Raw genomic sequence first — 26,942 nt, 5'->3', positions numbered from 1 at the left:
CCGAGCCCGGCGGGTCGGCGGGGTCAGGGTGCGGTCGGGGGTGCTGGTTTGCGGATCGCGGACGGGGGCGGCTCGCCCGGCACGGGCGTGGACGAGACGACGACGCCGGGCACGCTGTGGCGGATCCAGTCGACGCGGGCGGTGCCGATCGCCGGTTCCATCTGCCGCCGGAAACGGTCCCGCTCCTGGTCGGGCACGAGCGCCGCGGAACGGACGACCCGCGCCGCCACCAGGTCGTTGAGCTTGACCATCACCGCGACCGTCGCGGGTAGGACCAGCACGGCCCACCAGGTGACCAGCTCGGCGAGGGCGAGCAGCGCCGCGAGGGCGACGGAGCCCTCGAAGAAGATGAAGCAGAGCACGCCACCCGGGTTGACGAACCGCAACCCGAGGACGCGGGCGTAGAGCGGCCGGTACCGCTCCTCGTCGGCCACGACGGTGGCCCACGACCCGCGGGTGGCTCCGGTCACCGGGCGCCGCCCTGCCGCGCGGCCGCGACCGAGAAGACGGCCTTCTCGAGGGCGTACGCCCGGTCGTCGGAGCCGCCCTTCACCGCCGCGTTGCACTCGGCGGCGGCCTGCATGGCGTGGACGAGCCCCTCCGGCGTCCAGCCACGCGCCTGCCGCTGCGCCCGCTCGATCTTCCACGCCGGCATGCCGAGGGTGCTCGCCAGCTGGTACGGGCTGCCCCGCCCGGCGGAGGCGACCCGCGCCACGGTGCGTACGCCGTCGGCGAGCGCGTCGGCGATCGGCACCGGGTCGACGCCGACGTGCAGAGCCCAGCGCAGCGCCTCGAGCGCGGCCGGCACATCGCCCACCATGGTGGCGTCCGCGACGGTGAAGCCGCTCACCTCGACCCGACCCCGGTAGTAGCGGGCCACCGTGTCCGGACTGATCTTCCCGTCGGTGTCGGCCATCAGCTGGGAGCAGGCGGCGGCCAGCTCGCGCAGGTCGGTGCCGACCGCCGCGATGAGCGCCTCGGCGGCGTCGTCGGTGCACCGGCCGCCCGCCCGGCGGATCTCGTCCCGCACGAACGCCACCCGCTCGCGGTGCCCCTTCAGCTTGGCCGCCGGTACGACCGTCGCGCCGGCCGCCTTCAGGCCGTCCGCGAAGGCCTTGCCCTTGGCGGCGCCCAGGTGCAGCACGACCAGGTGCACGTCCGGGTCGGGGTTCTTCGCGTACGCCAGCAGTGCGGTCGCCAGATCCTTGCGCGCGTCCTGGCCGGACCGGAGGACGAGCAGCCGCCGTCCGCCGAAGAGCGACGGGCTGAGCATCTCCGCGATCTCACCCACGGTCAACGAGCCGGCCTGGTACTCGCGGACGTCCACGTCCGGGTCCACGCTCCGGGCGCGGGCGATCGCCTCGGTGACCGCGCGCGTGGCGAGCAGCTCCTCGTCGCCGAGGACGAGCACAATGGGAGCGAGGCTGGCGGCGGTCACGCCGCCCATACTCGCACGGCCGGCCGCCGGTGCCAGCCTGGTCGTCCGGACTCCGATGGCGGAGCCCGCACTCAGCGCAAATCCAGACATTTATCTCGTTCGCCCTGCAATTTCGACAATAAGCATCAATCCCGAGTGCGACGGTGACCTCGTCCCGCCACGCCTCGACGTCACACCCCGGCCGCGCCGGAACTTCGAGACACGGCCTGGTTCTGAGACGGGCGGACGGTGCCGGTGGCGCCGACCGCGTCGATGTCCCAGAAGCGGCCGAAGGCGTTGAGGCGCTTGACGGTTATCCGGCCGACTTCGGCTGGAATATGCGGGTCAAGGGTAGGTTTCCCGCCGACGGGCTCCGCTCCGAGCATGGCTCGGGCGAGCACGATCGGGACGCCGCTGGCCCAGGCTTGCGGGCTGCACGCCGTCGGGTAGGGCACGGCGAAGGTCGTCTGGCTCCGGGGATAGCCGGCAAGGGCCTCCGGTAGCCGGTAGTTGAACTGCGCGGCGGCGTCCAGCAGCGCCAGGGCGACGGTGTTGGCCTCGTCGCGGAAGCCGTAGCGGTACAGGCCGAGCACCGCGAGGGACGTGTCGTGGGGCCAGACGGTGCCCAGGTGGTAGCCGATGGGGTTGTAGGGGAGGTCGTCGGTGCTCAGGGTTCGGATACCCCAGCCGGAGAACATCTGCGGCGACAGCAGTTGCCGCGCGACGATTCCAGCACGCTCCGGCGGCACGATCCCGCTCCACAGGAGGTGCCCCATGTTGGAGGTCAAGGAGTCGATAGGGTTCTTGTCCCCGTCGAGTCCGACGGCGTAGAAGCCGCCGCGCTCGTCGAGCCAAAAGTCGCGGTTGAAGTTGTCGTGAAGGTCGGCCGCGACCGTGCGGAGCCGGCGGGCCAGGCCGGGGTCTCCCAGTGGGCCGTCGGCGAGTTCGGCGAGGCGTAGCTTCGCGTCGTAGGTGTAGCCCTGGATCTCGCAGGTAGCGATCGGCAGCACCGGGATGCCGCCGTCGGCGAAGCGGATCCCGTCCCAGGAGTCGCGCCAGCACTGGTTGCCCAGGCCTTCGGCCGACCTGGTCGCGTACTCGACGTAGCCGTCGCCGTCTCGGTCGCCGTAGGTGTCGATCCATGCCAGGGCGGCCATGGCGTTGTCGCGCAGTGACCGGACCAGGTCGTCGTCGCCGCTCCACCGCCAGTACTCCGACAGCAGGATCAGCCAGAGCTGGGTGGCGTCCGCAGTTCCGTAGTAGGGGTCGTAGGGCTTGAGCCCGCGGCGGGTGAGCTCACCTCTGCGCACCTCGTGCAGGATCTTGCCGGGCTCCTCGTCGCTGAAGTCGTCACATCGTTTCCCCTGCAACTGCGCTAGGGCGAGGAGGGCGCCCTTGGCCAGGCGCGGCCCAGACGCCAGGGACTGGTAGGCGGTGATGAGAGTGTCCCGGCCGAACAGGGTGAGAAACCACGGCAGCCCGGCAGCGGGCAGACTGACCAATTGGCCGCTGATCTCCATCTCCATCCGCATTGCCATGAGGTCAGCGCGGCATTGATCCATCACCCTCTCCAGCAGCGGGTGCTCGCTGCGCAACCGAGAGACCTGCGCCTGAAACCGGGCGTGGGGATCCTCTACCCGGTGGTGGAGGACGTCGGCGATGTCGCCGCTGACCCGGTTCGGCATCTCCGTGCCCGGTGGGAGCGGTACGTGCAGGTCCACCCTCCACGTGTCGTGCGGGGCAAGCTCGACAACCCACACCAGGTCGTCACCGTCAACATGGTCGGGCGGTGGTGAGGCGGAGATGCCGACCTGGGAGCTGAATCCTTCGTGCTCGTAGGAGAAGAAGAGCGGTGACCCGTCCCGTCCATGGTGGCGGTCGATGCGGTCCGACCGGTCGAGCACCACCGACTTGATCTCAATCAGGTCGGCGAAATCGGTGCCGGTCTCCATGCGCACCTCGAGCCGGAGAGGTTCAGGCCAGTAACAGGAGATTTCTATCCGTTCATGCAGCCCATCGCCCAGATACCGCATGCGGCGGGCGGCGACGGTATCCTGCTGCAGGCCGGGCAACGGCGGATTCGTCGCAAAGAACTGCGCTGAGTACGCGTCCACGGTGTCCGAACGCAGCACCAGTAGCGTCGCGCCGTTGATGCGCAGCACCCACCGGTTGAGCAGCCGCGTGTCCAGGTGCACGAGGCCACCGATGCTTCCCGCCGGCACGTCACCGTTGGGCGCTGTCAGCATGAACGTCGACCCGTAGACCAACGCCACCGAGTTGTCGCCCAAGTTTGGCGGCAGCGCTCGCGCCTCGGCGACACGCTCCAGGGGATCGCGAGGCTGCGCCGGACGGGGATCCGCCGGCGTCGGACGAATCTGCGTCATGATCGCGACGCTAGGCCGTCGGAGGAGGAGCCGTCCTCACCCTGATGAGGTGAAGTTGGCATACGCAGCCTCCACCCGTCTACGGCCTAGGTGGGATGCCCCGTCCGGTTGCCCCGCGTGACGACGGCGAGGCCGGACGACCGGGTCACCGCCACGTCACCGTCGATGTCGGTACGCAGCACCCGGGCCCCTCCCCGGGCGAGGCGGCCCAGCACCGCCGCATTCGGGTGCCCGTACGTGTTGCCCGTCCCGACCGGGACCAGCGCGACCGCCGGACGGACCGCGTCGAGGAAGGCCGGATCCTGGTAGGCGCTCCCGTGGTGGGCGACCTTCAGGACGTGGGCCCGGAGCCCACCGGGCGGAGGACGGTCGAGCACGGCCCGCTGCTCCTCGGTCTCCGCGTCGCCCGCGAGCAGGATCCGAACCCCCGCGACCGTGGCGAGCACCACCAGCGAGTTGTTGTTCGGATCGGACCGGGTGCCCCGCAGCGGGTACGGCGGGCCGACGACGGCCAGCTCCACCCCGCCAGCGCGGTAGCGCCAGCCAACCGGAGCGGACACGAGGTCGGCGGAGCCGGCCGTCGCCGTGGCCCGAACCAGGTCCCGCCCGGCCGCCGGCTCCGGCCACGGAGGCGTGAGGACGGCGGCGACACGGCGGCCCCGGAACACGCCCGCGACGCCACCGGTGTGGTCGACGTGGAAGTGGCTGACCACCAGCAGCGGCACCTCGCGGACACCGAGCCCGCGCAGGCAGCGGTCGGCCGCGCCGGGATCCGGCCCGGCGTCCACCACCACCGCCCGGCCCGGACCGACCGGCAGCACCACCGTGTCGCCCTGCCCGACCGCGCACGCGGCGACCACCCAGCCGGCCGGCGGCCACCCGGACGCCACCAGCCGCACCGGCAGGGCGCCGAGCACGGCGGCGACGACCACCACGGCCACCAGTCGGCGGACGACCCGGTGCCGGGCGGCCACCAGCAGCGCCAGGGTCAGCCCGGACAGCAGCAGCGCCCCGGCCACGCCGTCCGGCCATGGCAGCGTCCCCGCGGGCATGCGCGCCCCTTGGTGCGCGACGGTGACCAGCCACCACGCCGGCCAGCTGGCCAGCCAGGCGAGGAACCCGGCCCCGGCCGGCCAGAGCGGCGAGAGCGCCGCCGCCACCACGCCGAGCACGGTGGCGGGTGCGATGGCGGGCACCGCCAGCAGGTTCGCCGGGACCGCCACCAGGCTGACGGTGCCGGAGATCCCCGCCACGACCGGCGCGCAGGCGAGCTGGGCGGCGGCGGGCACCGCCACCGCCTCGGCGACGCCGGCCGGCACCCGGCGCCGGCGTAGCGCGTCCCGCCACCGTGGGGCGAGCAGTAGCAGCCCTCCGGTGGCCAGCACGGAGAGGGCGAAGCCGGCATCACCGGCCAGCTCGGGGTCGACGAGCACCAGTACGGTCACCGCCGCGGCCAGCGCGGGCAGCGCCGCCCGAGGTCGGCCGGCCGCCAGCGCGGCGAGCCCGATCGCGCCCATCGTGGCCGCCCGCACGACGCTCGGCGAGGGGCGGACCAGGATCACGAAGCCCACCAGCGCGAGCCCGCAGAGACCGGCGGCGAGCCAGGGACCGGCCCGTGCCCAGCGGGCGAGCAGCAGCACCGCGCCGACGATGATCGCCACGTTCGATCCGGAGACGGCCGTGAGGTGCGTCATGCCGGTGGCGAGGAAGTCCTCCTCCACCGCGGACGGCAACCGGCTCGTGTCACCCACCACCAGCCCCGGCAGCAGGCCGCCCTGCTCGTCCGGCAGCGGGTCACAGGCGTCCTGGAGACCGGCGCGGAGCGCACCGGCGGCCCGCTGGGACGCCGGCGGCGGCCCGTGCTCCGCCGGAGGTCGCGCCGACCGGAGGACGGCGGCGGTCAGGTCACCGCCCCGTGGAGCGGCCAGCCGGCCCTCGGCGGTCAGCCGCTGCCCGGGCAGCAGCCCCCGCCAGGCCGGATCGGTGGCGAGGACGAGCACGCGCACCCGCGCCTCGACGCTACGGCCGTCCGGCGGGGTGACGCGGGTCGACTCCGCCGGGATCAGGAACATGGTGGGACGTCCGGGGACGCCGCGTACCGCACGGGGGTCGTCACGGACGACCAGCTCGGCGGTGACGGTGCCGCCGTCGTTCACGAGCGCGCGGATCGGCGCTGCGTCCCGTGCGGCGACGCGGGCGGCGGTGGCGCTCGCGCCGCAGACCACGCCGAGCAGCACGGCGACGGCGATCCAGCCGTGGCGGCGCACGGGCGCGGCCGGCCGACCCAGGCGGCCGAGCAGGTGCAGTGCGCCCAGACCGGCCGCCGCGGCCGCGACCAGGGCCACGAGCACTGACGTACCGGCGCTCACGTGCAGGCCGGCCAGCGCGGCGAGCCATGCGGCGACGGCCAGCCCGGCGAGCCGCAGATCCGGTACGTCCCGGGCACCCGGCGGTTCATGATGACGCGTCACACCGTCACCAGGTCCTTGAGCTGCTCGTACCGCGCATCGCCGATGCCGTCGACCTGGCGCAGGTCGCCCACCGCCCGGAAACCGCCGTGCTGGTCCCGGTGGGTGAGGATGCGCTGCGCGAGGACCGGCCCGACCCCGGGCAGCGCGTCGAGCTGCGCGAGCGTGGCGGTGTTCAGGTTGACCTTGCCGCCCGCCCCGGGGACCGCGCCCAGGGCGGCCCCCGACGGTGCGGCACCGGGCGGCGCGGCACCGGGCGGCGCGGCGACGCCGACGAGGATGAGCTCCCCGTCGGCCACCTTGCGGGCCGGATTCAGCAGGGCCACGTCCACGCCCGGCAGCGCTCCCCCGGCCGCCTGCACGGCGTCGGCGACACGGGCACCGGCCGGTACGCGTACCAGCCCCGGCCGGCGGACCTTCCCGGCCACCGCCACCACCAATTCGTCACCGGGCGTCGCCGACGGCTCGGACCCGCCTTCGGGGGCGACCGCCGAGGCCTCCGCCACCGGCGTGACCGGTTCGGCCCGCGGGCGGGACCGCCAGGCCCAGAAACCGGCGCCGAGCACCACCAGCACGGCGACGACGGCCAGCGCCCGCACCCCGCGCCGGCCCGGGTCGAACGCGCCTGGTCCCGGCAACGCGCGACCGGCGCCGACGCGCGACCGGCCGCTCTCGTCCGCTTCCCACGCGGCACCCGGGACGGTCGACGGGAGTGCGTCGCCCGGATCCGGATGAGCATCGACGCTGTTCCGATCGTGTGGAGCACCCGCCGCGTAGAGGCCGGCACCGTTGCCACCGGACACCTCACCTACAGGCAGGGCGTCGAGGACGGGCCGGCGCGACGCGGCGGCACCCCTGGCAGCCGCGTCGTCCGTCGCCGACGGCAGCACGCGGTGCAGCCGCTCCCGTACCACCGTCTCCTCGTCGTACGACACGGCGTGAGGCTAGGCCGCGACGGACGGTGGCCGCCGCCCCCAGCCTGCGCATCTGTGGACAACGGTGCCACTGTGGACAACGCCCTGATCATGTCCCTGGTGTGGTATGCGCGCGCAGCGTCAGCCCAGCGCACATGCCAATACCGACCGGTGGCTACCGCGAGGTGGCCGAGGATCTGAGCGCCCGCATCAGGAGCGGTGAGTACCCGCCGGGCGAACGGCTGCCCACTTACAAGGAGCTCGCCGATCTGTACAAGGTCAGCGTGACCACGGTGCAGCGGGCCATCATCATCCTCCAGGACCGTGGACTCGTCGTCGGATTGCAGGGGCGGGGCCTCTGGGTCGCCGAGAAGCGCTAGCGGTCAGCGGGCTTCGGGGTCGAGGCCCAGGACGGAACGGCCGCCGTCGACCGGCAGGGTGGCCCCGTTGACGAAGGTGGCCGCCGGAGACAGCAGCCACGCGACGGCCTCGGCGACCTCCTCGACCCGGCCGATCCGGCCTACCGGATGCAACCGGCGCAGCTCGGCGTCGATCCACTCGGCCTCCGCCTGCTCCCGCTCGGCGAGGAAGGCGGCGTGCCGTTCGGTGGCCACCGAGCCGAGCGCGACGGCGTTGGTGCGGATGCCGTGCGGCCCGTACTCCACGGCCAGCGCCCGGGTCAGACCCTCCACGGCGGCCTTCGCCGTGGCGTACGGCAGACAGCCCGGCACCGGCCGGCGGGCCTGGTGCGACGAGACGTTGACGACGGCCCCGCCGCTGCCGGCGGCGAGGAAGCGGCGCACCGCGACGGTGGCACCGACCAGGGCCGGGCGAAGGTTGCGGCCGATCAGGTCGAACACCTCTCCCGCGGACGCCTCGTGCACCGAGGCGTCCCGGAACACCGCCGCGTTGTTCACCCAGCCGGTCAGCGGCCCGGTTCGTTCGGCGAGGTCGGCGGCCCGGGCGACGACCTCGTCATCGGCGGCGTCACCGACGAGGGCGACCAGCCGGTCAGCGGCCGGGTGGGGGCTCACCCACGCGACCGCCTGCGGATCCTGCTCGAGGACCACGACGGTCTCCCCGGCCGCGAGGAGCCGTTCCACGACAGCACGGCCGACCCCACGGCCGCCTCCGGTCACCACACAGGCCATCGCACTCCTTCCGTCCGCGGCCCGCCCGGCTCCGCGATCCGTTCACCTCGCTTGGTTCCGCGAGCCGTCCACAGCCATCCGGGCCTGGCGAACAGTCCCAACCCATCGACACGGCGAACCGTTCCCAGCGATTCGGCCCGGCGAACCGTCCGCAGCCCATCCGGCCCGGCGAACCGTCCCAACCCATCCGGCCCGGCGAACTGTTTCCCAGCGATTCGGTCCGGCGAACCGTCCGCAGCCCATCCGGCCCGGCGAACCGTCCCCAGCCCGTCCGCCCCGGCGGGCTGGTCTCATAGATGGGGCAGCTCGACAGCGGCCGCACCGCCACCTCAGCGGGCGCCGGCACCCCGCCGACCGGCACCCCGCCGACCGGCAATCCGGCGACCGGAAGCCCCACCGGCTCGCTTGATCGACTCGGGATGCGGTACCCCCCCCCGCGGTCTCGCCAAGCCCCGACACGCCGCATCCCGCGACGCAGCACCCCCGACACCGGGCCATGGGCGCTCAGGCACGCCGCGCCCGGCACCGACGCTATCCCGTCACTGCGGCCGGCGGGCGGCGGTGCACGACCACGCAGGCCAGGCCCGGTCCGGCGTGCGCGGCGACCACCGCGCCCGCCTCGGAGACGTACGTGTCGTGCAGGCGGTCGCCGAGCCTCGCGGCCAGCGCGTCCCGGAGCGCCTCGGCGCGCTGTGGGGCGTCCAGGTGGTGCAGGGCGAGGTCCACGTCCGCGTCGCCGGCCGCCTCGACGGCCAGGTCGACCAGGCGGGCGATGCCCCGGCTGGCGGTGCGCACCTTGTCCTTCAGGACGATCGCGCCGTCCGGCATGTGCATGATCGGCTTCACCGAGAGGGCCGTGCCGAGCAGCGCCGAGGCGGCATTGATCCGGCCGCCGCGGCGGAGGAACTCCAGCGTGTCGACGTAGAAGAAGACGGTGGTCCGGGCGACGGCGTCCTGCGCGGCGTCGCGTACCCCGGACAGGTCGGCACCGGCCGCGGCGGCCCCGGCGGCGGCGACCGCCGAGAAGCCCATCCCCATTCCGCAGGAGCGGCTGTCCACCACCGCCACCCGGTCGCCCAGGTCGGCGGCGGCCAGCCGGGCGGCCTCGACGGTGCCGGACAGCTCCGCCGACAGGTGCACCGAGACGATGCCGTCGGCGCCCTCGTCGAGGAGCCGGCGGTACGTCGCCGCGAACTGCTCCGGAGCGGGTCGGGAGGTGCTCACCGACACCCGCCGGCCGCTGAGCGCACGGGTGGCGTCGGCCGGAAAGGTCTCGACCCCCTCCAGCCCCTCCGCGCCGTTGAGGACGACGGTCAGCGGCACCACCGTCAGCCGGTGGACGGCCAGCAGCTCAGGGGGAAGGTAGGCGGTGGAGTCGGTGACGACCGCGACGGGCATGCCGGAACGCTAGCCGATCTCGGCGGAATCGCCGAGGCCGGACCACCGCCGGTGTGGACGGCCGGGCGGCAGCGACGACCGCGAGCCGGGGTGTGCCGGGGTCGCAGCACGACAGCCGGCCTGAGCGACCGGGCCGCAGCGACGACCGCCGGCCCGAGCCACCGGGCCGCGAGAACGATCGGCCAGGGCGGCGGTCGGGCCGGCGTCAGACCGGGTCGGTGACCGGCGCGGAGATCAGCCCGACGTTGTGTGCCCGCAGGTGCCAGCCCCGGGCGTCGTCGTGGCGCAGCTCCGTCCAGTGACAGTTCTGCAGGGAGCCGACCGTCCGCAGGACGTGGTGGTCCCAGCCGAGCAGCTGGCCCACGCCCTGCCGGGCGCCGCCGCCGTGCGTGGTGATCACCACGGTGCCGCCGGGCACCGCGTCGGCGGCGTCCTGGAGTGCGGCTCCGATGCGTTTGCCGAGGTCGTCCAGCGTCTCGATGCCGGCGCCCGGGTCGGGGTCACCGGCGCGCCAGCGGGCGTACTCGTCGGGGTAGCGCTCGGCGGCGTCGGTGAGGGCGAGCCCCTGCCAGAGCCCGAAGTACCGCTCGCGCAGCCGCGCGTCGGTCTGGACCGGCAGGCCGGTCAGCGCCGCCAGCGCGGCGGCGGTGTCCGCGGCGCGGCTCAGGTCGCTCGCGACGATCGCGTCCGGGCGCAGTGCGGCGAGCAGCGGCGCGGTGGTGCGGGCCTGTTCACGGCCGAGGTCGTTCAGCGAGACGTCGGTCTGCCCCTGGACGCGGCCGGTGGCGTTCCAGTCGGTGTTGCCGTGCCGCCAGACGATCAGCCGGGTCATTCGGCGGCGGCGCCCGACTCGGCGGCGGCGAGGTCGCGGTCCACGAACGGGATCTGCGGGCAGTCCTTCCAGAGCCGGTCGAGGGCGTAGAACTCGCGCTCCTCGGTGTGCTGGACGTGCACGACGATGTCGACGTAGTCGAGCAACACCCAGCGGCCGCCGCGCTCCCCCTCGCGCCGGACCGGCTTGGCCTTCTCCGGCAGCTCGAGCAGCCGCTCCTCGATCGCGTCGACGATGGCGAGCACCTGGCGCTCGTTGGGGGCGGCGGCGAGCAGGAACGCGTCGGTGATGGCGAGCTGGTCACCAACATCGATGATGACGATGTCCTGTGCCTTCTTGTCGGCGGCGGCCTGCGCGGCGGCCATCGCCAGCTCGTGGGCGCGTTCCGAAACTGTCACCGTTCTCCTTCGATCATCCGTGCGACCCTCCAAGCCTCTCACACACGCCCGGGTTCCGACCGGTCAGTTACCGTGCGTCGAGGGTACGAACAAGCGCATACGGGACAGATCACTGCTGATAGAGCCGCCGCTTGGCGATGTACTGCACCACACCGTCCGGGACCAGGTACCACACCGGCTCGCCCCGGGCGACACGGTCGCGGCAGTCGGTGGACGAGATGGCCATCGCCGGCACCTGCACCAGGGTCACCGTGTCGGCGGGCAGGTGGGCGTCGGACAGCTCGAACCCCGGCCGGGTCACCCCGATGAAGTGGGCCAGCTCGAAGATCTCGTCCAGGTCCTTCCAGGAGAGGATCTTCGCCAGTGCGTCCGCGCCGGTGATGAAGAAGAGCTGGACCTTGGGACCGTACTCGGCGTGCAGGTCACGCAGCGTGTCGACGGTGTAGGTGGGGCCGCCGCGGTCGATGTCGACCCGGCTGACCTGGAAGCGGGGGTTGGAGGCGGTGGCGATCACCGTCATCAGGTAGCGGTCCTCGGCGGGGCTGACCGGCTCGTCCACCTTCTGCCACGGCTGGCCGGTCGGGACGAAGACGACCTCGTCCAGCCCGAACCGGTCCGCCACCTCGCTGGCCGCGACCAGGTGCCCGTGGTGGATCGGATCGAACGTCCCGCCCATGATCCCGATCCGCCGGATGTCTTCCTCCACCCCGCGATCCTAGGCCGCCCCCGACCCCCCACTCCCCCACCCCGCCCGCGCGCACCACCCCGCCGCCGACGGGCAGCACTTTCACGGAAAGAGTGGCCATTCCCGGGGACAAGGCGACTCTTTCCCTGAAAGTGCGCCGCGCGGGCGGCGGGGAGGGGCACGGTCCGGGGCGTCAGGCTGCGGCGGCGGCGACGGCCGTGCGGGCGACCAGGGCGCGCCGCAGGTCGTCGTCGGCGTCGACCACGCGCCGGCGCAGGCCCGGCGTGAGGTCGTCGCGGGCGAGCAGCGCCGCGACCGCCTCCCGCGTGGTCTGCGCGACGGCGTAGCGCGGGAACGCCAGGGCCGCGATCCGGTCCGCAACCCAGGGCGTACGGCGTCGCGCGGCGGCCGGCATGTCGGCGAAGTAGCGGGTCACGTACGGGGCGGTCAGCTCCGCCTGCTCCGGCTGCCAGAAACCCTCCGCGGTGGCCTCGACCAGCCGGTTGGACAGCTCGGTGTCGGCGACGACGATCTCCCAGGCGGCGTGCTTGGCGGCCGGGTCGGGCAGCGCGGCACGGCAGCGGGCGGCCCGCTCGGCGCCGGTGGCGCTCCGGTCCGCCGCCGCCTCGGCGGTGATCTCGGCCTGGCCCGCCGCCCCGAGCACCACCAGCCGGCCCAGCACCGCCCAGCGCAGTTCGGCGTCGACGGCGAGCCCCGGCGGCACGTCCCGACCGGCCAGCCACCCGGTCAGCAGGTCGGCGTCGGTCGTCGCGGCGATCCAGCCCCGGGCCGCCGCGAGCTGCAACGATCCACCCGCCGGAGCGGTGTCCAGCAGGTGGCGGCAGGCCTCCGCGACGCGGACCAGCGCCGCCTCCCGGGCCAGCGGGTCGAGGTAGCGGTCGACCAGCGAGCGGCTCAGCGTGAGCACGTCCTCGGCGATCACGACCTCGGTCTCCGCCGGCAGCGCGGCAGCGATCAGCCCCACCAGGGCGGCCACCGGTCGCTCCCCGTCGGTCGCGGCGTCCAGCGCCTCGCCCCAGAGCAGCGCCCGCGCGAGCGGGTCCGCCAGGCCGGGCAGCACGAGCGGGACGGCGTCCGCCGAGGCCGGGTCGAGTCGGATCTTGGCGAACGTCAGGTCACCGGCGTTCGGCAGCAGCAGCCGGGCGGCCGGTGCCCCGGCCAGCTCGGTGAGGACCGTACGGCCCCCGTCGGCGGCCGGGTCCAGGTCGACCTCGGCGTGCGCGACGGAGCCGTCGGTTGCGTACCGGGCGACGCCGATCCGGTGTGGGCGCAGCACCGGGTGGGACTCGGGGGCGGTCTGCACCACCGCCACCTCGGTGTAGCGGCCGTCGGCGTCGACGGCGACCTCGGCGCGCAGCGTGTTGACCTGCGCGGCGCGCAGCCACCGGTCGGCCCAGCCGGTCAGGTCACGCCCGCTCGCCGCGGACAGGCTGCCCAGCAGGTCGGCCAGGGTGGCGTTGGCGAACCGGTGCTTCGCGAAGTGGGCGTTGAGGCCGGCCAGGAAGGCATCGTCGCCGAGCCACGCCACGAGCTGCCGCAGCACGGCGGCGCCCTTCGCGTACGAGATGCCGTCGAAGTTGAGCAGGCCCTCGGCGGCGTCGCGCACCTCCTCCGGGGCGACCGGGTGGGTGGACGGGCGCTGGTCGGCCGCGTACCCCCAGGCCTTGCGCTTCATCGCGAACGTCGTCCACGCCCGGTCGAAGCGGGTCGCCTCGGCGGTGACCCTGGTGCCCAGGTACTCCGCGAACGACTCGTTCAGCCACAGGTCGTCCCACCAGCGCATGGTGACCAGGTCGCCGAACCACATGTGCGCCATCTCGTGGGCGACGGTGGTGGCCCGCAGCTCGCGCTGGCTGTCGGTGACGGCGGAGCGGAAGACGTAGTCGTCGCGGATGGTCACCAGGCCCGGATTCTCCATGGCGCCGGCGTTGAACTCCGGCACGAACGCCTGGTCGTACTTGCCGAACGGGTACCGCTCGGCGAAGAGCTCGTGGAACCGGTCCAGGCACTGCTTCGTGACGGTGAAGATCTCGTCGATGTCCGCGTCCAGGTGGGCGGCGAGCGAGCGGCGGCAGAAGACCCCGAGCGGGATGCCGTCGTGCTCGTCGCGGCGCACGTGCCAGGGCCCGGCGATCAGCGAGACGAAGTACGTGGCGAGCGGCGCGGTCGGGACGAACTCCCACCGGCCGGGGCGCGGGGTGGCGGCCTGCTCGCCGTTGGCGGCGACCGTCCAGTGTTCCGGAGCGGTGACCGTGAGGGTGACCGGGGCCTTCAGGTCGGGCTGGTCGAACGCGGCGAAGATGCGCTGCACGTCGTCGAGGAAGGACATGGCGTACAGGTACGTCTCGCCGTCGGCCGGGTCCACGAACCGGTGCATGCCCTCGCCGGTGTTCGAGTACGCCATGTCGGCCTCGACCGTCAGCGTGTTGTGCTCGGCGAGGCCGGACAGCGGCAGCCGGTTGTCGTCCAGCGTGGCCGGATCGAGGTCGGTGCCGTTGAGTCGGGCCGACCGCAGGGTCGCGGGCTTGCACTCGACGAAGGTGCCGGCGCCGGGGGTGGCCCGGAACCGGATGGTGACGTGCGAGCGGAACAACTCGCCGCCGCCGGTCAGGTCGAGGTCCACCTGGTAGGACTCGACGGTAATCACCGCGGCACGCGCGGTCGCCTCTACACGGGTCAGGCTCGGCATCCGCTTATCCTGCCCGATGGGGTTTCCGACCCGCTCCCCTGACCTGCGGCACTGGAGGACTGGACCATGACTACGCACCCCAAGGGCGACTTCGACCTCTCCCGGGCGGTCTGGCAGCGGGCCGAGGGCGACAACTCCGACGCGGCCGTCGAGGTCGCGTTCGTCGACGACCTGATCGGCATGCGCAACTCCGCCGACCCGGACGGGCCGGTGCTCGTGTTCACCCAGGCCGAGTGGGACGCCTTCGTCGCCGGCGCCCAGGACGGCGAGTTCGACCTCGACTGACGGGACACCTCAGTCACCGTCGCCCTAGCCGAGGCCGCCGGGGCCGGGCGCGTGGTGGAAGCCGGGGTGGCCGGCCCCGTCGGCGCAGCGTTCGCCGTCCGGGCCGACCGCCCCGCAGAACAGCCGCTCGACCCGGTGCCAGGCGTCGGCCGGCGTACCCCGTGGGCTCCTCCCACCGCGCGCCGTCCGTGGTCTGGCGAGATGGGATTCAGGGGCTCCGCCCTGGGTAGAAGCTCGGCGGACGAGCTGCGTCAGGAGGAACGATGGCGACGATGCCGGCGGACCGCAGCCCGGAGAGCACGCTGGCCTTCCTGCGGGACGGCTACCGGTTCATCAGCGACCGGTGCGATCGCTACGGCACGGACGTCTTCACCACCCGGCTCCTGCTGAAGCGCACGATCTGCCTGCGGGGCCGGCCGGCCGCCGAGCTGTTCTACGACAACGAGCGCTTCGTCCGGGCCGGGGCGACGCCGAAGCGGGGCCAGCGGACGCTCACCGGCGTCGGCGGGGTGCAGGGGCTCGACGGTGCGGCGCACGCCGACCGCAAGGCCATGTTCATCTCGATCATGACCCCGAGCGCGATCAGCCGGCTCGGCCAGCTCTTCGACGACGAGTGGCGGGCCCGGATCCCGATCTGGGAGCGGTCCGGGCCGGTGGTGCTCTACCGCGAGATGGCCCGGATCCTCACCCGGGCGGTCTGCGCCTGGGCCGGGGTACCGCTGGCGGAGTCGCAGGTGAACCGGCGTACCGCCGAACTGCACGCGATGATCGAAAGCCCGGTGGCGATCGGACCCCCGCACTGGAGGGGCCTGCTCGGCCGGGGCCGCGGCGAGCGCTGGGCCGGCGACCTGATCGAACGGGTGCGCGCCGGCACGCTGCCCGCGCCGGAGGGCACCGCGCTGCGGGTCATCGCCGAGCACCGGGATCTCGAGGGCCGCCTCCTCCCCCGCCGGATCGCCGCGGTGGAACTGCTGAACGTGCTGCGCCCCACCGTCGCGGTGGACCGCTTCGTCGTCTTCGCGGCCCTCGCGCTGCACGACCACCCGGCCTGGCGGGACCGGGTCGGCGAGAGCGACGAGACCACCGAGAGCTTCGTGCAGGAGGTACGGCGGTACTACCCGTTCTTCCCGGTCGCCGCCGCCCGGGTACGGCGCTCCTTCGACTGGCAGGGCCACCACTTCCCCCGGGGCCGCCGGGTGCTGCTCGACCTGTACGGGACCAACCACCACCGCGCGCTCTGGCCCTCCCCGGAGGAGTTCCGCCCGGAGCGGTTCACCGGTTGGCGCGGCGACCCGTTCAGCTTCGTCCCACAGGGCGGCGGCGAGCACCTGACCGGGCACCGGTGCCCCGGTGAATGGATCACCATCGAGCTGATGAAGCGCGCGGTGACCAACCTGACCAGCGCCATGGCGTACGACGTACCGCCGCAGAACCTGGCCCTGGACCTCGGCCGGATGCCGACGCTGCCGCCGAGCGGATTCGTCGTCACCGACGTCCGCCGCACCGCCTGACCCGCCCCGCACCCGACGGGGGCGCGGGGCGCCGGCCGGTCAGGGATGCAGGACCGTACGGAGGCACCCCTCCTCTTTCTTCTCGAAAATCTCGTAGCCCCGCGCGCCGTGGGTCAGCGGCATCGGGTGGGTGGCCAGGTAGCCGGGGTCGATCTCCCCGGCCGCGATCCGGTCCAGCAGCATGGGGATGTAGCGCTGGGCGTGCATCTGCCCCATCCGCAGCACGAGGGCCTTGTTCATGGCCGCGCCCAGCGGAAACTTGTCGATCACCCCGACGTAGACGCCGACGATGCTGACCGTGCCGCCCTTGCGGCACGCCATGATCGCCTGCCGCACCGAGGTGGGCCGGTCGCTCTGCATCCGGGCGGTCTGCTTCGCCTTGTCGTACGCGTACGCCGGGCCGACGTCGTGCGACTCCATGCCGACGGCCTCGATGCACGCGTCCGGGCCCCGGCCGGCGGTCATCTCCCGCAGCGCCTCCAGGACGTCGGTCTCCGCGTAGTTGACCGTCTCCACGCCGAGCCGGTCGGCGGCGGTGGCCAGCCGTTCCGACAGCCGGTCCACCATGATCACCCGCTCGGCGCCGAGCAACTGGGCGGCGCGCGCCGCCATCTGGCCGACGCCGCCGGCGCCCCACACCGCGACCACCTCGCCGCCGCTCAGGCCGCAGAAGTCGGCGGCCATCCACCCGGTCGGCATCGCGTCGGAGGCGAACACCACCGAGTCGTCGGGCACCCCGTCGGGCACCTTGAACGCGCCGATGTCGCCGAACGGCACCCGCACGTACTCGGCGTGGCTGCCGGAGTAGCCGCCGGCGGCGTGCGAGTAGCCGAGGATGCCGGCCGGCGAGTGTCCCCACAGCTTTTCCGCGAAGACCGGCTGGGGGTTGGAGTTGTCGCAGAGCGAGTACTGCTCGGTGCGGCAGTACCAGCAGCCGCCGCACGCGACCACCGAGCCGACGACCACCCGGTCGCCGACGTTCAGCCGGCGGACGCCCGGGCCGGTCTCCACGACCTCGCCCATGAACTCGTGGCCGAGGATGTCGCCCTCCCGCGTCGTCGGCACGAATCCGTTGATGAGGTGCAGGTCGGAGCCGCAGACGCTGCTCGCCCGGACGCGGACGATCACGTCGCCCTCGGCGTGAATGTGCGGTTCCGGCACGTCGCGTACGGCCAGCTTGCCGACGCCCTCCCAGCACAGCGCCTTCACGCCCGTCCTCCCGCCGTGAGCTTCTCACGCACCTTGTCGGTGGCCTTCTCCTGCGCCGGGCTGCGCCCGGACGGGTCGCGCCGGGTGTCGATCACCTGGCCGCACTCGACCAGCGACTTGACCCGCCGCAGGGTGTCGCGCAGCGCCAGGTCCGGCTCGTGGCTGGTGGCCAGGCCGATCGCCCGGCGCAGCGGACCGGACCGGTACCGCAGCTCGGCCCGGATCTCGGTGCCTCGGCCCTGCGGCGCGGGCACCAGCTCGACCGTGCCCTCCTGCTTCGGGCCGTCGGTCACCCGCCAGCGCAGCCGGCCCGGCCCCTCGACGGTGATCTCGGCCCGCCACTGCGTGCCCACGCCGCCGGGTTCGGTCGCCACCGCGCTCCACCGGTTCTCGTCGAGCTGCTCCAGGGTCGCCCACTCGGCCAGCGCACGGTCCATGCGCCCCCGGTCGGTCCAGAAGCCGATCACGGCCTCCACCGGCCGGTCGACGGTCACCCCGCGCTGCACGACGTACCAGCCGCCCCGCCGTTCGGGCTGGTGCCGGTGCCGCCGGCGGGCCACCGCGCGACCGACGCCGACGGCCGTCACCGTGGTGGCGCCGAGCAACGCCCACCTCGTTCCGTTGCTGGTCATCACGTCTCCTCCACCCGGGCGACCCGCTGCTGGGCCGCCCGCCTCACGCCAGCGCTACCCCGGGAGAGCGGACCGAAACGACGAACCGCCCCAGTCCACCCCGCCCCCCACCCCACTCCCGCGATCTTGCACTTTCTGCCCGGTCATACCGGGCTGATCCGGGCATTCGGGAGGCCAAAAGTGCAAGATCGCGGAGAGATGCGACGCACGCGACAGCTCGCGGCCACTTCCTGGGAGTGGCCGCGAGCTGCGGCGTACGGCGGAACAGGGTCAGTGCCGCACCTGTTCGCGGGACTGCTGGGCCTGGTCCTTGACGTCGTGCGCGGCGGAGCGGGTGTCGTCCTTGACCGTCTGCACGGCGTCCTGGGCGGTCGACTTGACCGACTCGGCGGCGTGCTGCGCCGGCTCGCGCAGTTCCTCCTTGACCTCCTGGGCGACCTCGGTCAGCTTCTCCTTGACCACGCCGCCGTGCTCACCGGCGCGCTCCTTGACCTGCGTGGCCACCCGCTGCTCCCGCTGCGTGGCCGGGATCAGCGACGAGGCGAGCCAGCCGACGCCGAACGCGATCAGGCCGGCGGCGAGCGGGTTGCCCTCCGACCTCTGCCGGATCACGTGGGGCGCCCGGTGCGCGGCGTCGCTCGCCGCCGAGGCGGCCGAGTGCGCCTTGTCGCTGACGGTGGAGGCCGCCGAGGAGGCGTGGTCGCCGACGGCGTGGGCGCCGTGCTTCGTGCTGTGGCCGAGGTCCGACGCGGTTCCCATCACCTTGTCCCTCACATTCTGCAGCGCGCCGCGGACCCGCTGCTTGCGGTCGTCGACGATGCGCGACGGGCTGACCTTGTACGCCAGCGCGTCCACATCGGAGCTCAGGTTGCTGCGAGTGGCTTCGATCTCCCGGCGGATCTGCTCCGGGTCGGTGCTCATCGGGTGACCTCCTGCGGGTGGGGCTTGAGCGCGTCGGGGATCCGCTGCACGCTCTCGTTGGTCTGCTTGAGGCCGCGGATACGCTCCGCGTTCTTCTTCGCCATGGAGTAGAGGACGGCGGCGATCGCGCCCCAGAGGACGGCCACGATCAGGGCCGCCCAGCCGGCGTCCATCACGTTGGACAGCCCGGCCCAGAGGGCGAGCGAGAGGAACAGGGCCACCATGTAGCCACCGAACCCGGCGCCGCCGAAGAAGCCGGCCGCCTTGCCCGCCTTCCTGCCCTCCGCGCGGATCTCGGCCTTGGCCAGCTCGACCTCCTGCCGCATCAGGGTCGACAGGTCGCTGGTGACCTGACGCATCAGGTCACCGATGGAGCTGTTGCGGACCTCGTCCGCGTCGTGCGGGTGATATCCCGGCGTGGTCATGCCGCCGCCTCCTTCCGGATGACTCGGCCGCTCACGGACGGGTGGTCCCGCTCGTCGGCACACCGGGCAGCGGGTCGGTCCGGCTCGGCGGGGGCAGCGGCTGCCCGGTACCGCCGGCCGGGTCGGCGTAGCTGGTCGTGGTCTGCGGGTCGACGTACGCGCCCGGGGTCGGGTCGAGGTAGCCGCCCGGCGGGATCTGGTCCGGCACGCCCCGCGCGGTCGGGAGGACCGCGGTCTGCTCGGGGTCGTAACCGGCGCCGGAGCCGTACGCGCCGCCGTCGGAGTCGCTCGCGGCCGAGACGTTGCGGGTCAGTCGGCCGGCGAGGACGCCGAGCACGGCGGCGCCGACCAGGAAGGTGCCCGGGTTGCGGCGGGCGTAGTCGCGCACCTCGGCGACGAGGTCGCCGGGCTCGCGCTGCTCCAGCCAGCCGGCCACGCCGTGCACGCGGTCGGCGGCCTGGCGGGCGAGCTCGCTCACCGGGCCGGCCTGGCCGCCCTGCTCGGCCATCGTGCGCATCTCGTCGGCCAGCGAGCGGAGCCCGCCCGCGGCGCGGCGCTGCTGCTCACCGGTCTGGCCGGCGAGCTGGCTGCGCGCCTCGCCGTACAGGTTCCGGGCCTGCCGCCGGGCCTCCCCGACGACCTCCCTGCCCTGCTCCTTGGCGGTCTCGGCGACCGCCCCGCCGGCCTGCTTGGCCTCCGAGCCCACCTGGCGGGCCTGCTCGCGCACCCCGCCGCCGTTCGTGGACTCCGACCCGTACGTGGACGACGTGGGTGACAGATCGTAGGTCATGATGTCCCTTCCGCTCGGATGACCGTCGCGGTCTTCTCTGGGGGATCGGCAACGGTCGTACCGCCGCCGACAAATCACCTACCCTGCGTTTTCGCTTCCATGCCTGATCGGCGATTTCTCTGCGGAGCCACCCGGACGGACTTCAAAATGGAGGATCGTCGGGTCCGGACGTCGCCGTCGCGCAGAGTGAGGGTGATCCGCGCCCGGCATCACGGCAGGGGTCCGTGGATCCACGAGAGGTGCAGCGATGGCACGGAACGCACGCGGAGGGCTGAGGACCGGGGTCCAGGTCGCGGCCCTCGCGGCGGCCGGGCTCTTCCTCCTGATCGGGGTGCTCGGATTCATTCCCGGGATCACCACCGACTACGGCGGGATGCGGTTCGCCGGGCACCACTCGGAGGCGAAACTGCTCGGCCTCGTCCAGGTGTCGGTCCTGCACAACATCCTGCACCTGGGATTCGGCCTGGTCGGTCTGGTGCTGGCCCGCCGCGTCTCCGGCGCGCGCCTCTTCCTCGCCGGTGGCGGTGCCCTCTACCTCGGCCTCTGGCTGTACGGCTTCGCCATCAACCAGGAGAGCGGCGGGAACATCATCCCCGTCAACGACGCCGCCAACTGGCTGCACCTCTTCCTCGGCTTCGGGATGCTCGTCTTCGGGCTCCTGCTCTCCAACCGGGTGGGCACCGGCGGCCGGCTCGACAGGCCCCTCGACCGGCCCTGACCGTGGGCACCGCCGCCCGCAGGCCGCGGCCCGCCCGCCGGCGAACAGCCACGCGCCGGTCGCGGTCCGCCCGTCGGTGTCAGGCCGCGATCGGGAGCCGCTTCGCGAAACACACGGTGTACGGGTCCGGCTCGCCGTACCCGGGGATCCGCTGGTAGCCGCACGTCGCGTAGAACGTCGCCAGCTGCACACCGGTCCGCAGCCGGACCAGCGCGTGACCGGACCGGAAGGCCATCTCCTCCAGGGCGACCAGCAGTTGCCGGGCGATGCCCCGCCCGCGGTACGCCGGCCGGACGTACAGCCGGTGCAGCTCGCCGGTCCCGTCGTCGAGGGCCCTAAGCCCCCCGCACGCCACCGCCCGGCCACCGAGCACCGCCACCAGGAAGCGGAGATCCTCGGGCGCGCCGTCCGGCGGGCCGGCCCAGCCGCTGTCGCGCAGCTCGCGTTGCCAGGCCGCCACCAGGGCGGCGAGTTCCGGATCGCTGGCGGTACGTGCCGTGATCAGCATCACCCGACGTTAAGCCTGGCGTCTGTCGCGCAGATTGCGGGCAGTCGACCCGATCACGGAGCGCACCGAGCTATTCGGCGTCGTCCTCCTCCGGATCGCCGGCCCCGACCTCGCCGGCCGCGCCGGCCTCGACCTCGTCGCCCGGTCGCTGCCGCCGGGCCTTGCGGGCCGCCAGCCGTTCGGCGGCAGCGGGCCGGTGCGTCTTCTCCTCGAGCCGGATGTCGGCGCCCCGCACGCTGGGGACGAACTCGGCCCCCGCGTACAAGGTGGGCTGCCAGTCGAACTCGCGCTCCCCGATGCGCACCAGGTCGCCGGCCTGCGCCCCGGCCTTGCCGAGCTTCTCCTCGACGCCGAGCCGGGCCAGCCGGTCGGCCAGGTAGCCGACCGCCTCGTCGTTGTCGAAGTTCGTCTGCCGCACCCACCGCTCGGGGCGGACGCCCCGCACGACCCAGGCGCCGTCGGGGGCGGCCTCGATCGTGAAGCCCGCGTCGTCGACCGCCTGCGGCCGGATGACGATCCGGGTGGGCTCGGCCGGCGGCGCGGCGGCACGCGCCGTCTCCACCAGCTCCGCCATGGCGTACGTGAACTCCTTGAGCCCTTCACGGGTCGCGGCGGAGACCTCGAACACCTGGAAGCCGCGGGCCTCCAGGTCGGGCCGGACGATCTCGGCCAGGTCCCGCCCGTCCGGCACGTCGACCTTGTTCAGCGCGACCAGGCGCGGCCGGTCGGCCAGCCCCCCGTACGCGGTCAGCTCCGCCTCGATCGTGTCGATGTCGGCCAGCGGGTCGCGGCCCGGCTCCAGCGTCGCCGTGTCGACCACGTGCACCAGCACCGAGCAGCGCTCGATGTGCCGGAGGAACTCCAGGCCGAGCCCCTTGCCGGTGGCCGCCCCGGGGATCAGGCCGGGCACGTCCGCGACGGTGAAGGTGTGGTTGTCCACCCGCACCACGCCGAGGTTCGGCACCAGGGTGGTGAACGGGTAGTCGGCGATCTTCGGCTTGGCGGCGGAGATGACCGAGATCAGCGACGACTTGCCGGCGGACGGAAAACCGACCAGGCCGACGTCGGCGACGCTCTTCAGCTCCAGAACCACGTCCAGCTGTTCGCCGGGCTCGCCCAGCTCGGCGAAGCCGGGCGCCTTGCGGCGGGCGTTGGCCAGCGAGGCGTTGCCCCGGCCGCCGCGCCCGCCCCGGGCCACCTCGAAGGTGGTGCCGGCGCCGACCATGTCGGCGAGCACGGTGCCGTCGGTGGTCTGCACGACGGTGCCGTTGGGCACCTTGAGGACCAGGTCGCCGCCGTTCGCGCCGTCCCGGTTCGACCCTGCGCCACCCTTGCCGTTGGGCGCCTTCACGTGCGGGCGGAAGTGGAAGTCGAGCAGGGTGTGCACCTGCGGGTCGACGACCAGCGAGACGCTGCCGCCGTGCCCGCCGTTGCCCCCGTCCGGGCCGCCGAAGGGCTTGAACTTCTCCCGGTGGATCGAGACACAGCCGTGCCCGCCGTCGCCGGCCTGCAGATGCAGGACGACCCGGTCAACGAACGTCGTCACGCTGCCAATCCTTCCAGCGAGGTACGCCCCCGCGCGACAAAAGGCGAAGCGGGCCGGGACACCAGGTCCGCGGCCCGCTTCGCCGGAGAATTACTGCTGCGGCACGATGCTGACGGTCTTGCGACCGCGCTTGGTGCCGAACTGGACCGCGCCGGCGGCCAGCGCGAAGAGCGTGTCGTCTCCGCCGCGGCCGACCAGGTCACCCGGGTGGAACTTGGTGCCGCGCTGGCGGATGAGGATCTCACCCGCGCTCACGACCTGACCACCGAAGCGCTTCACGCCGAGCCGCTGGGCCGCGGAGTCACGGCCGTTACGCGAGCTGGACGCACCCTTTTTGTGAGCCATTGGAGGACGACCTACTTCCCGCTGGAGATGCCGGTCACCTTGACCTGGGTCAGCGGCTGGCGGTGACCCTGGCGCTTGTGGTAGCCGGTCTTGTTCTTGAACTTGTGGATCCGGATCTTCGGGCCCTTGGTGTGCGCGGCGATCTCGCCGGACACCTCGACCTCGGCAAGCTTCGCTGCGTCGGTCACCAGGTCGTCACCGTCGACGAGGAGCACCGCGGCGAGCTTCACCGCGTCGCCGGGGGCACCGACGAGCTTCTCGACCTCGATCACGTCGCCCTCGGCGACCTTGTACTGCTTGCCGCCGGTCTTGACGATCGCGTACATCGGAGGCGGACTCCCTGTCGTTGAGGCTGCTGGCGGTCGTTCCCACGGCGGCTCGCCGGGTAGCAGAAGCGCGGCGGCGCGGGCACGCGGGAACTCGGCACACCAAAGTGCGCCGCAGGCAAGCGTACGCCATGGTCGGGCCGACTCCCAAACCGGGCCCACCCGAACGGCCCCACCCTACTCCGCCGGACACGACGACAGGGCCCCCGCCGCAGCGGGGGCCCTGTCGTGAACGCTCAGCCAGCCAATCAGGGACGGGTACGCCGCCGCGCGCCGCTCCGCCGGGACCGCCGCCGGCCGGTGCCGCCCTCGGACTCCTCGCCCTCGCCCAGCGCGTCCGGGTCGTCGGGTGCCGCCAGCCGGGCCGAGTCGCCGGTCTGGCTGTCGACGATGTCCGGCGCGGCCGGCGTCTCGGTCTCGTACCGGGACAGGTCGTAGCCCATCGTGTCGTAGTACTCGGCGTCCGACGGGGTGGTCCTGGTGCCGGTGGCGTCCGTGGTGCCGGTGATGTCGGCGGCGCTCTCGGTCTCGGCGACCTCGGCCACCGTCCGCTCGGCCGCGGCGCCCTTGCGGGCCCGGCGGCGGGACGGGGTACCCGCCTCGGCCGCCGGCACGGCCGAGGCGACCGCCTTGACCTTCTCCCCCGCGCCGCCCGGGCGCGCCTTCTCCGGCACCGGCTCGGTGTGAATGATCAGCCCTCGGCCCTTGCAGCACTCGCAGGTCTCGCTGAACGCTTCCAGCAGGCCGGCGCCGATCCGCTTGCGGGTCATCTGCACCAGGCCGAGCGAGGTGATCTCGGTGACCTGGTGCTTGGTGCGGTCCCGCCCGAGGCACTCGGTCAACCGGCGCAGCACCAGCTCCCGGTTCGACTCCAGCACCATGTCGATGAAGTCGATCACCACGATGCCGCCGATGTCGCGCAGCCGCAGCTGGCGGACGATCTCCTCGGCGGCCTCCAGGTTGTTCCGGGTGACCGTCTCCTCCAGGTTGCCGCCGGCACCCGTGTACTTGCCGGTGTTGACGTCGACCACGGTCATCGCCTCGGTCCGGTCGATGACCAGGTGGCCGCCGGAGGGGAGGAAGACCTTCCGGTCCAGGCCCTTGAGGATCTGCTCGTCGATCCGGTACTCGGCGAACACGTCGGCGGCGCCCACGTGGCGGCGCAGGCGGGCGACCAGGTCCGGCGAGACGTGCGACAGGTACGACTCGACCATGCCGTACGCGCCTTCGCCCTCGATCACCAGCTCCCGGAAGTCCTCGTTGAAGAGGTCCCGGACGACGCGGATGACCAGGTCGGGCTCCTCGTAGAGCAGCACCGGGGCGCCGCCCTCGGCGGCCTTGGCCTGGATGTCCTCCCACTGCGCCTGGAGCCGCTTGACGTCGCGGGCCAGCTCGTCCTCGCTGGCGCCCTCGGCGGCGGTGCGGACGATCACGCCGGCGCCGTCCGGGACCAGCTTCTTCAGCGCGTCCCGCAGGCGCTTGCGCTCGTTGTCGGGCAGCTTCCGGCTGATGCCGGAGGCGTTGCCCCCGGGCACGTAGACGAGGTGGCGGCCGGAGAGGGCCACGTGGCTGGTCAGCCGGGCGCCCTTGTGCCCGATCGGGTCCTTGGTGACCTGCACGAGCACCGAGTCGCCGGACTTGAGGGCCTGCTCGATCGACCGGGCCCGGCCCTCCAGGCCGGTGGTGTCCCAGTTGACCTCGCCCGCGTACAGCACGGCGTTGCGGCCCCGGCCGATGTCGACGAACGCCGCCTCCATGCTGGGCAGCACGTTCTGCACCTTGCCCAGGTACACGTTGCCGGCCATCGTGGCGGCCGAGTTGCGCGTCACGTAGTGCTCGACCAGTACGCCGTCCTCGAGGACGGCGATCTGCGTCCGGTCGCCGCGCTGGCGGACGGCCATCACCCGGTCGACCGCCTCCCGCCGGGCCAGGAACTCGGACTCGCTGAGGATCGGCGGGCGGGTACGCCGCTGCTCGCGGCCGTCCCGGCGCCGCTGGCGCTTGGCCTCCAGCCGGGTGGAGCCGGAGACGCCCTGCACCTCGTCGACCGTACGGCGCGGCTCCCGGATCTTCACGACCGTCGGCACGCCGTCGTCCGTGGCCGCCTCGACATCGCCCGCTCCCCGGCGGCGCCGGCGCCGGCGGCGGCGGGTCAGCCCGTCGCCGCCCTCGCCCTCGGGCCCCTCGTCCTCCTCGGCCTCGGGCTCCTCCGCCTCGGCCTGCAGGGCCTCCTCGGACTCCTCGTCCTCAGCCTCGTCGGCGCCGCCCTTGCCCCGGCCGCGACCGCGCCGGCCACGCCGGCGCCGCCGACGGGCGGCGGCGGATTCGTCCTCGTCCTCGTCCTCGGCGACCTCGAGGGCCTCCTCGGTCGGCTCCTCCTCGGCCTCGACCGGCTCGACGGCCTCGACCGGCTCGACGTCGCGGCGACCGCGCCGGCGGCGGCGCGACGGCTCGGCCGCCTCGTCGGCGGCGGGCTCCTCGACGGCCCGCGCGGCGGGGATCTCCTCCGGCTGCGGGGCCATGAACAGCACCGTCGGCGCGGAGAGCGCCGCCCGCCGACGGCGCGTCGGGCGCTCCGGCTCGGGCTCCTCGGCGGGAGCGGTCGCCGCCGCCCCGGACGGCACCTCCCCGGCGACGGCCGGCGGCTGCGCCGCGCCGAACTCGACGCCGGCCTCCGGCTCGACCTCGGCCTCCGCCGGGCCGGCCTCGGCCGCCACCGGCTCGGCCAGCGCGGCCTCGGTGCCGACCCCGGCGGCGTCGGCCGGGGTCTCGGCGGCCGGCTCGGCCGCCGCGGGGGCCGCCTTCTTGCGGCGGGTACGCGTCACCTTCACCGGCGGTACGACGTCCGCCGCGGCCTCCTCCGCCCCGGCGACGGCGAGGGACTCCTCGGCGGCCTTGGTCGTGGTGGCCTTGCGCCGGCGGCGCGTCGCCTTCGCGGGCGCCTCACCGTCCCCGGAGACCGGGGCGAGCACCTCCGCCTGGGGAGCCTCGCCGCTGCCCGGCACGGCCTCGCTGGTGGCCTCGACCGGCGCCTCGGTCTGCTCCGGCTGGGTCACCGGGGTGACCCGCCGCCGGCTGGTCCGCTTGCGCGCCGGGGTCGACGGCGGGCCCAGTTCGGCGACGCCGCTGCCGGTGGGCCCACCCGGGGCCGGGCCGGTCGGCTCGCCGGGGGCGGCGCCCGCCGGCTCGTCCGGGACGGCCGCGGCGGGCTCGCCGGCGGCCGGAACTCCGCTCGCCGCCGACGAGTCGGCGGGGTTCGTAGGGGCACCGCCGTGGGCGGTGTGGTGTGCGGCGGTCTCGCCAACCGGCTGGGCGCCGGCGCGCTCGCCGCCCTCGGGCTCGTTCTCGAGCATGGGCGTTTCTCCAGTT

At 73.7% G+C, this 26,942-nt stretch carries 25 protein-coding genes; 4 read left to right on the top strand and 21 right to left on the bottom strand.

Annotation, left to right across the window (positions count from 1 at the left end; all coding sequences use genetic code 11):
- Window positions 1-23: 23 nt before the first annotated feature.
- The 5 genes from ACTMS0_RS05770 to ACTMS0_RS05750 all read right to left on the bottom strand — a co-directional run bounded on the left by ACTMS0_RS05770 (window position 24) and on the right by ACTMS0_RS05750 (window position 7,204).
- The gene (locus tag ACTMS0_RS05770) at window positions 24-470 is read right to left on the bottom strand and encodes a hypothetical protein (RefSeq protein ID WP_441154060.1); all 447 of its coding nucleotides are present in this window, start codon (window positions 468-470) and stop codon (window positions 24-26) included.
- A complete protein-coding gene (holA, locus tag ACTMS0_RS05765) occupies window positions 467-1,447 on the bottom strand; it encodes a DNA polymerase III subunit delta (RefSeq protein WP_441154059.1) in 981 nt (326 codons plus the stop codon). Before holA ends, ACTMS0_RS05770 begins: the two co-directional genes overlap by 4 nt.
- A gap of 161 nt (window positions 1,448-1,608) precedes the next feature.
- Entirely contained in the window at window positions 1,609-3,801 is a 2,193-nt protein-coding gene (locus tag ACTMS0_RS05760) for an amylo-alpha-1,6-glucosidase (RefSeq protein ID WP_441154058.1), read from the bottom strand.
- An 86-nt stretch (window positions 3,802-3,887) separates the two neighbouring features.
- Window positions 3,888-6,272, bottom strand: coding sequence for a ComEC/Rec2 family competence protein (locus ACTMS0_RS05755; RefSeq protein ID WP_441154057.1), 2,385 nt, complete (start codon window positions 6,270-6,272; stop codon window positions 3,888-3,890).
- A complete protein-coding gene (locus ACTMS0_RS05750; RefSeq protein WP_441154056.1) occupies window positions 6,269-7,204 on the bottom strand; it encodes a helix-hairpin-helix domain-containing protein in 936 nt (311 codons plus the stop codon). Before ACTMS0_RS05750 ends, ACTMS0_RS05755 begins: the two co-directional genes overlap by 4 nt.
- 134 nt (window positions 7,205-7,338) lie before the next feature.
- Between ACTMS0_RS05750 and ACTMS0_RS05745 the strand changes: the two genes are divergently transcribed.
- Entirely contained in the window at window positions 7,339-7,563 is a 225-nt protein-coding gene (locus ACTMS0_RS05745) for a GntR family transcriptional regulator (RefSeq protein ID WP_441154055.1), read from the top strand.
- Window positions 7,564-7,566: 3 nt separating this feature from the next.
- Here ACTMS0_RS05745 and ACTMS0_RS05740 read toward each other — a convergent pair whose 3' ends face one another.
- From ACTMS0_RS05740 to pepN, 6 genes are all read right to left on the bottom strand, one after another.
- Complete coding sequence (locus ACTMS0_RS05740) at window positions 7,567-8,334, bottom strand: SDR family NAD(P)-dependent oxidoreductase (protein ID WP_441154054.1); 768 nt, start codon at window positions 8,332-8,334, stop codon at window positions 7,567-7,569.
- A 531-nt stretch (window positions 8,335-8,865) separates the two neighbouring features.
- Window positions 8,866-9,732, bottom strand: a complete 867-nt coding sequence (locus ACTMS0_RS05735) for a DegV family protein (protein ID WP_441154053.1) — start codon at window positions 9,730-9,732, stop codon at window positions 8,866-8,868.
- A gap of 205 nt (window positions 9,733-9,937) precedes the next feature.
- A complete protein-coding gene (locus ACTMS0_RS05730; RefSeq protein ID WP_441154052.1) occupies window positions 9,938-10,564 on the bottom strand; it encodes a histidine phosphatase family protein in 627 nt (208 codons plus the stop codon).
- Complete coding sequence (rsfS, locus tag ACTMS0_RS05725; protein ID WP_168003094.1) at window positions 10,561-10,962, bottom strand: ribosome silencing factor; 402 nt, start codon at window positions 10,960-10,962, stop codon at window positions 10,561-10,563. The genes ACTMS0_RS05730 and rsfS overlap by 4 nt, the downstream gene beginning before the upstream one ends.
- A gap of 109 nt (window positions 10,963-11,071) precedes the next feature.
- On the bottom strand, window positions 11,072-11,668 hold the full coding sequence (gene nadD, locus ACTMS0_RS05720) for a nicotinate-nucleotide adenylyltransferase (protein WP_441154051.1): 597 nt from the start codon (window positions 11,666-11,668) through the stop codon (window positions 11,072-11,074).
- Between the two features lie 172 nt (window positions 11,669-11,840).
- Entirely contained in the window at window positions 11,841-14,357 is a 2,517-nt protein-coding gene (gene pepN / locus ACTMS0_RS05715) for an aminopeptidase N (protein ID WP_441154050.1), read from the bottom strand.
- A gap of 66 nt (window positions 14,358-14,423) precedes the next feature.
- Between pepN and ACTMS0_RS05710 the strand changes: the two genes are divergently transcribed.
- On the top strand, window positions 14,424-14,642 hold the full coding sequence (locus ACTMS0_RS05710) for a DUF397 domain-containing protein (protein ID WP_441154049.1): 219 nt from the start codon (window positions 14,424-14,426) through the stop codon (window positions 14,640-14,642).
- 263 nt (window positions 14,643-14,905) lie between these two features.
- Complete coding sequence (locus ACTMS0_RS05705) at window positions 14,906-16,153, top strand: cytochrome P450 (RefSeq protein ID WP_441154048.1); 1,248 nt, start codon at window positions 14,906-14,908, stop codon at window positions 16,151-16,153.
- A gap of 39 nt (window positions 16,154-16,192) precedes the next feature.
- Here ACTMS0_RS05705 and ACTMS0_RS05700 read toward each other — a convergent pair whose 3' ends face one another.
- The 5 genes from ACTMS0_RS05700 to ACTMS0_RS05680 all read right to left on the bottom strand — a co-directional run bounded on the left by ACTMS0_RS05700 (window position 16,193) and on the right by ACTMS0_RS05680 (window position 20,130).
- The gene (locus ACTMS0_RS05700; protein WP_441154047.1) at window positions 16,193-17,362 is read right to left on the bottom strand and encodes a zinc-dependent alcohol dehydrogenase; all 1,170 of its coding nucleotides are present in this window, start codon (window positions 17,360-17,362) and stop codon (window positions 16,193-16,195) included.
- Window positions 17,359-17,994: an SRPBCC family protein gene (locus ACTMS0_RS05695; RefSeq protein ID WP_441154046.1), complete on the bottom strand. Its 636-nt coding sequence runs from the start codon at window positions 17,992-17,994 to the stop codon at window positions 17,359-17,361. Before ACTMS0_RS05695 ends, ACTMS0_RS05700 begins: the two co-directional genes overlap by 4 nt.
- A gap of 270 nt (window positions 17,995-18,264) precedes the next feature.
- On the bottom strand, window positions 18,265-18,915 hold the full coding sequence (locus tag ACTMS0_RS05690; protein ID WP_441154045.1) for a DUF3618 domain-containing protein: 651 nt from the start codon (window positions 18,913-18,915) through the stop codon (window positions 18,265-18,267).
- Entirely contained in the window at window positions 18,912-19,340 is a 429-nt protein-coding gene (locus tag ACTMS0_RS05685; RefSeq protein WP_441154044.1) for a phage holin family protein, read from the bottom strand. Before ACTMS0_RS05685 ends, ACTMS0_RS05690 begins: the two co-directional genes overlap by 4 nt.
- A gap of 31 nt (window positions 19,341-19,371) precedes the next feature.
- Window positions 19,372-20,130 (bottom strand): hypothetical protein, encoded by a 759-nt coding sequence (locus ACTMS0_RS05680; RefSeq protein WP_441154043.1) that lies wholly within the window; start codon window positions 20,128-20,130, stop codon window positions 19,372-19,374.
- A 247-nt stretch (window positions 20,131-20,377) separates the two neighbouring features.
- Between ACTMS0_RS05680 and ACTMS0_RS05675 the strand changes: the two genes are divergently transcribed.
- Window positions 20,378-20,848, top strand: coding sequence for a DUF4383 domain-containing protein (locus ACTMS0_RS05675; protein ID WP_441154042.1), 471 nt, complete (start codon window positions 20,378-20,380; stop codon window positions 20,846-20,848).
- 79 nt (window positions 20,849-20,927) lie between these two features.
- On the opposite strand, the gene ACTMS0_RS05670 is transcribed toward ACTMS0_RS05675, so the two are convergent.
- The 5 genes from ACTMS0_RS05670 to ACTMS0_RS05650 form a co-directional block, all read right to left on the bottom strand.
- Window positions 20,928-21,356, bottom strand: a complete 429-nt coding sequence (locus tag ACTMS0_RS05670; protein ID WP_441154041.1) for a GNAT family N-acetyltransferase — start codon at window positions 21,354-21,356, stop codon at window positions 20,928-20,930.
- A gap of 70 nt (window positions 21,357-21,426) precedes the next feature.
- The gene (gene obgE / locus ACTMS0_RS05665; protein ID WP_441154040.1) at window positions 21,427-22,902 is read right to left on the bottom strand and encodes a GTPase ObgE; all 1,476 of its coding nucleotides are present in this window, start codon (window positions 22,900-22,902) and stop codon (window positions 21,427-21,429) included.
- A gap of 90 nt (window positions 22,903-22,992) precedes the next feature.
- Window positions 22,993-23,247: a 50S ribosomal protein L27 gene (gene rpmA, locus ACTMS0_RS05660; protein WP_088975624.1), complete on the bottom strand. Its 255-nt coding sequence runs from the start codon at window positions 23,245-23,247 to the stop codon at window positions 22,993-22,995.
- A gap of 11 nt (window positions 23,248-23,258) precedes the next feature.
- Entirely contained in the window at window positions 23,259-23,573 is a 315-nt protein-coding gene (gene rplU, locus ACTMS0_RS05655; protein WP_441154039.1) for a 50S ribosomal protein L21, read from the bottom strand.
- A 248-nt stretch (window positions 23,574-23,821) separates the two neighbouring features.
- A complete protein-coding gene (locus ACTMS0_RS05650; RefSeq protein WP_441154038.1) occupies window positions 23,822-26,926 on the bottom strand; it encodes an Rne/Rng family ribonuclease in 3,105 nt (1,034 codons plus the stop codon).
- Window positions 26,927-26,942 lie beyond the last annotated feature (16 nt).

Origin of the sequence: Micromonospora sp. H33 (assembly GCF_052068455.1) — a bacterium.
Taxonomy (GTDB): domain Bacteria; phylum Actinomycetota; class Actinomycetes; order Mycobacteriales; family Micromonosporaceae; genus Micromonospora.
This window is presented reverse-complemented; position numbering and strand designations above follow the sequence as displayed.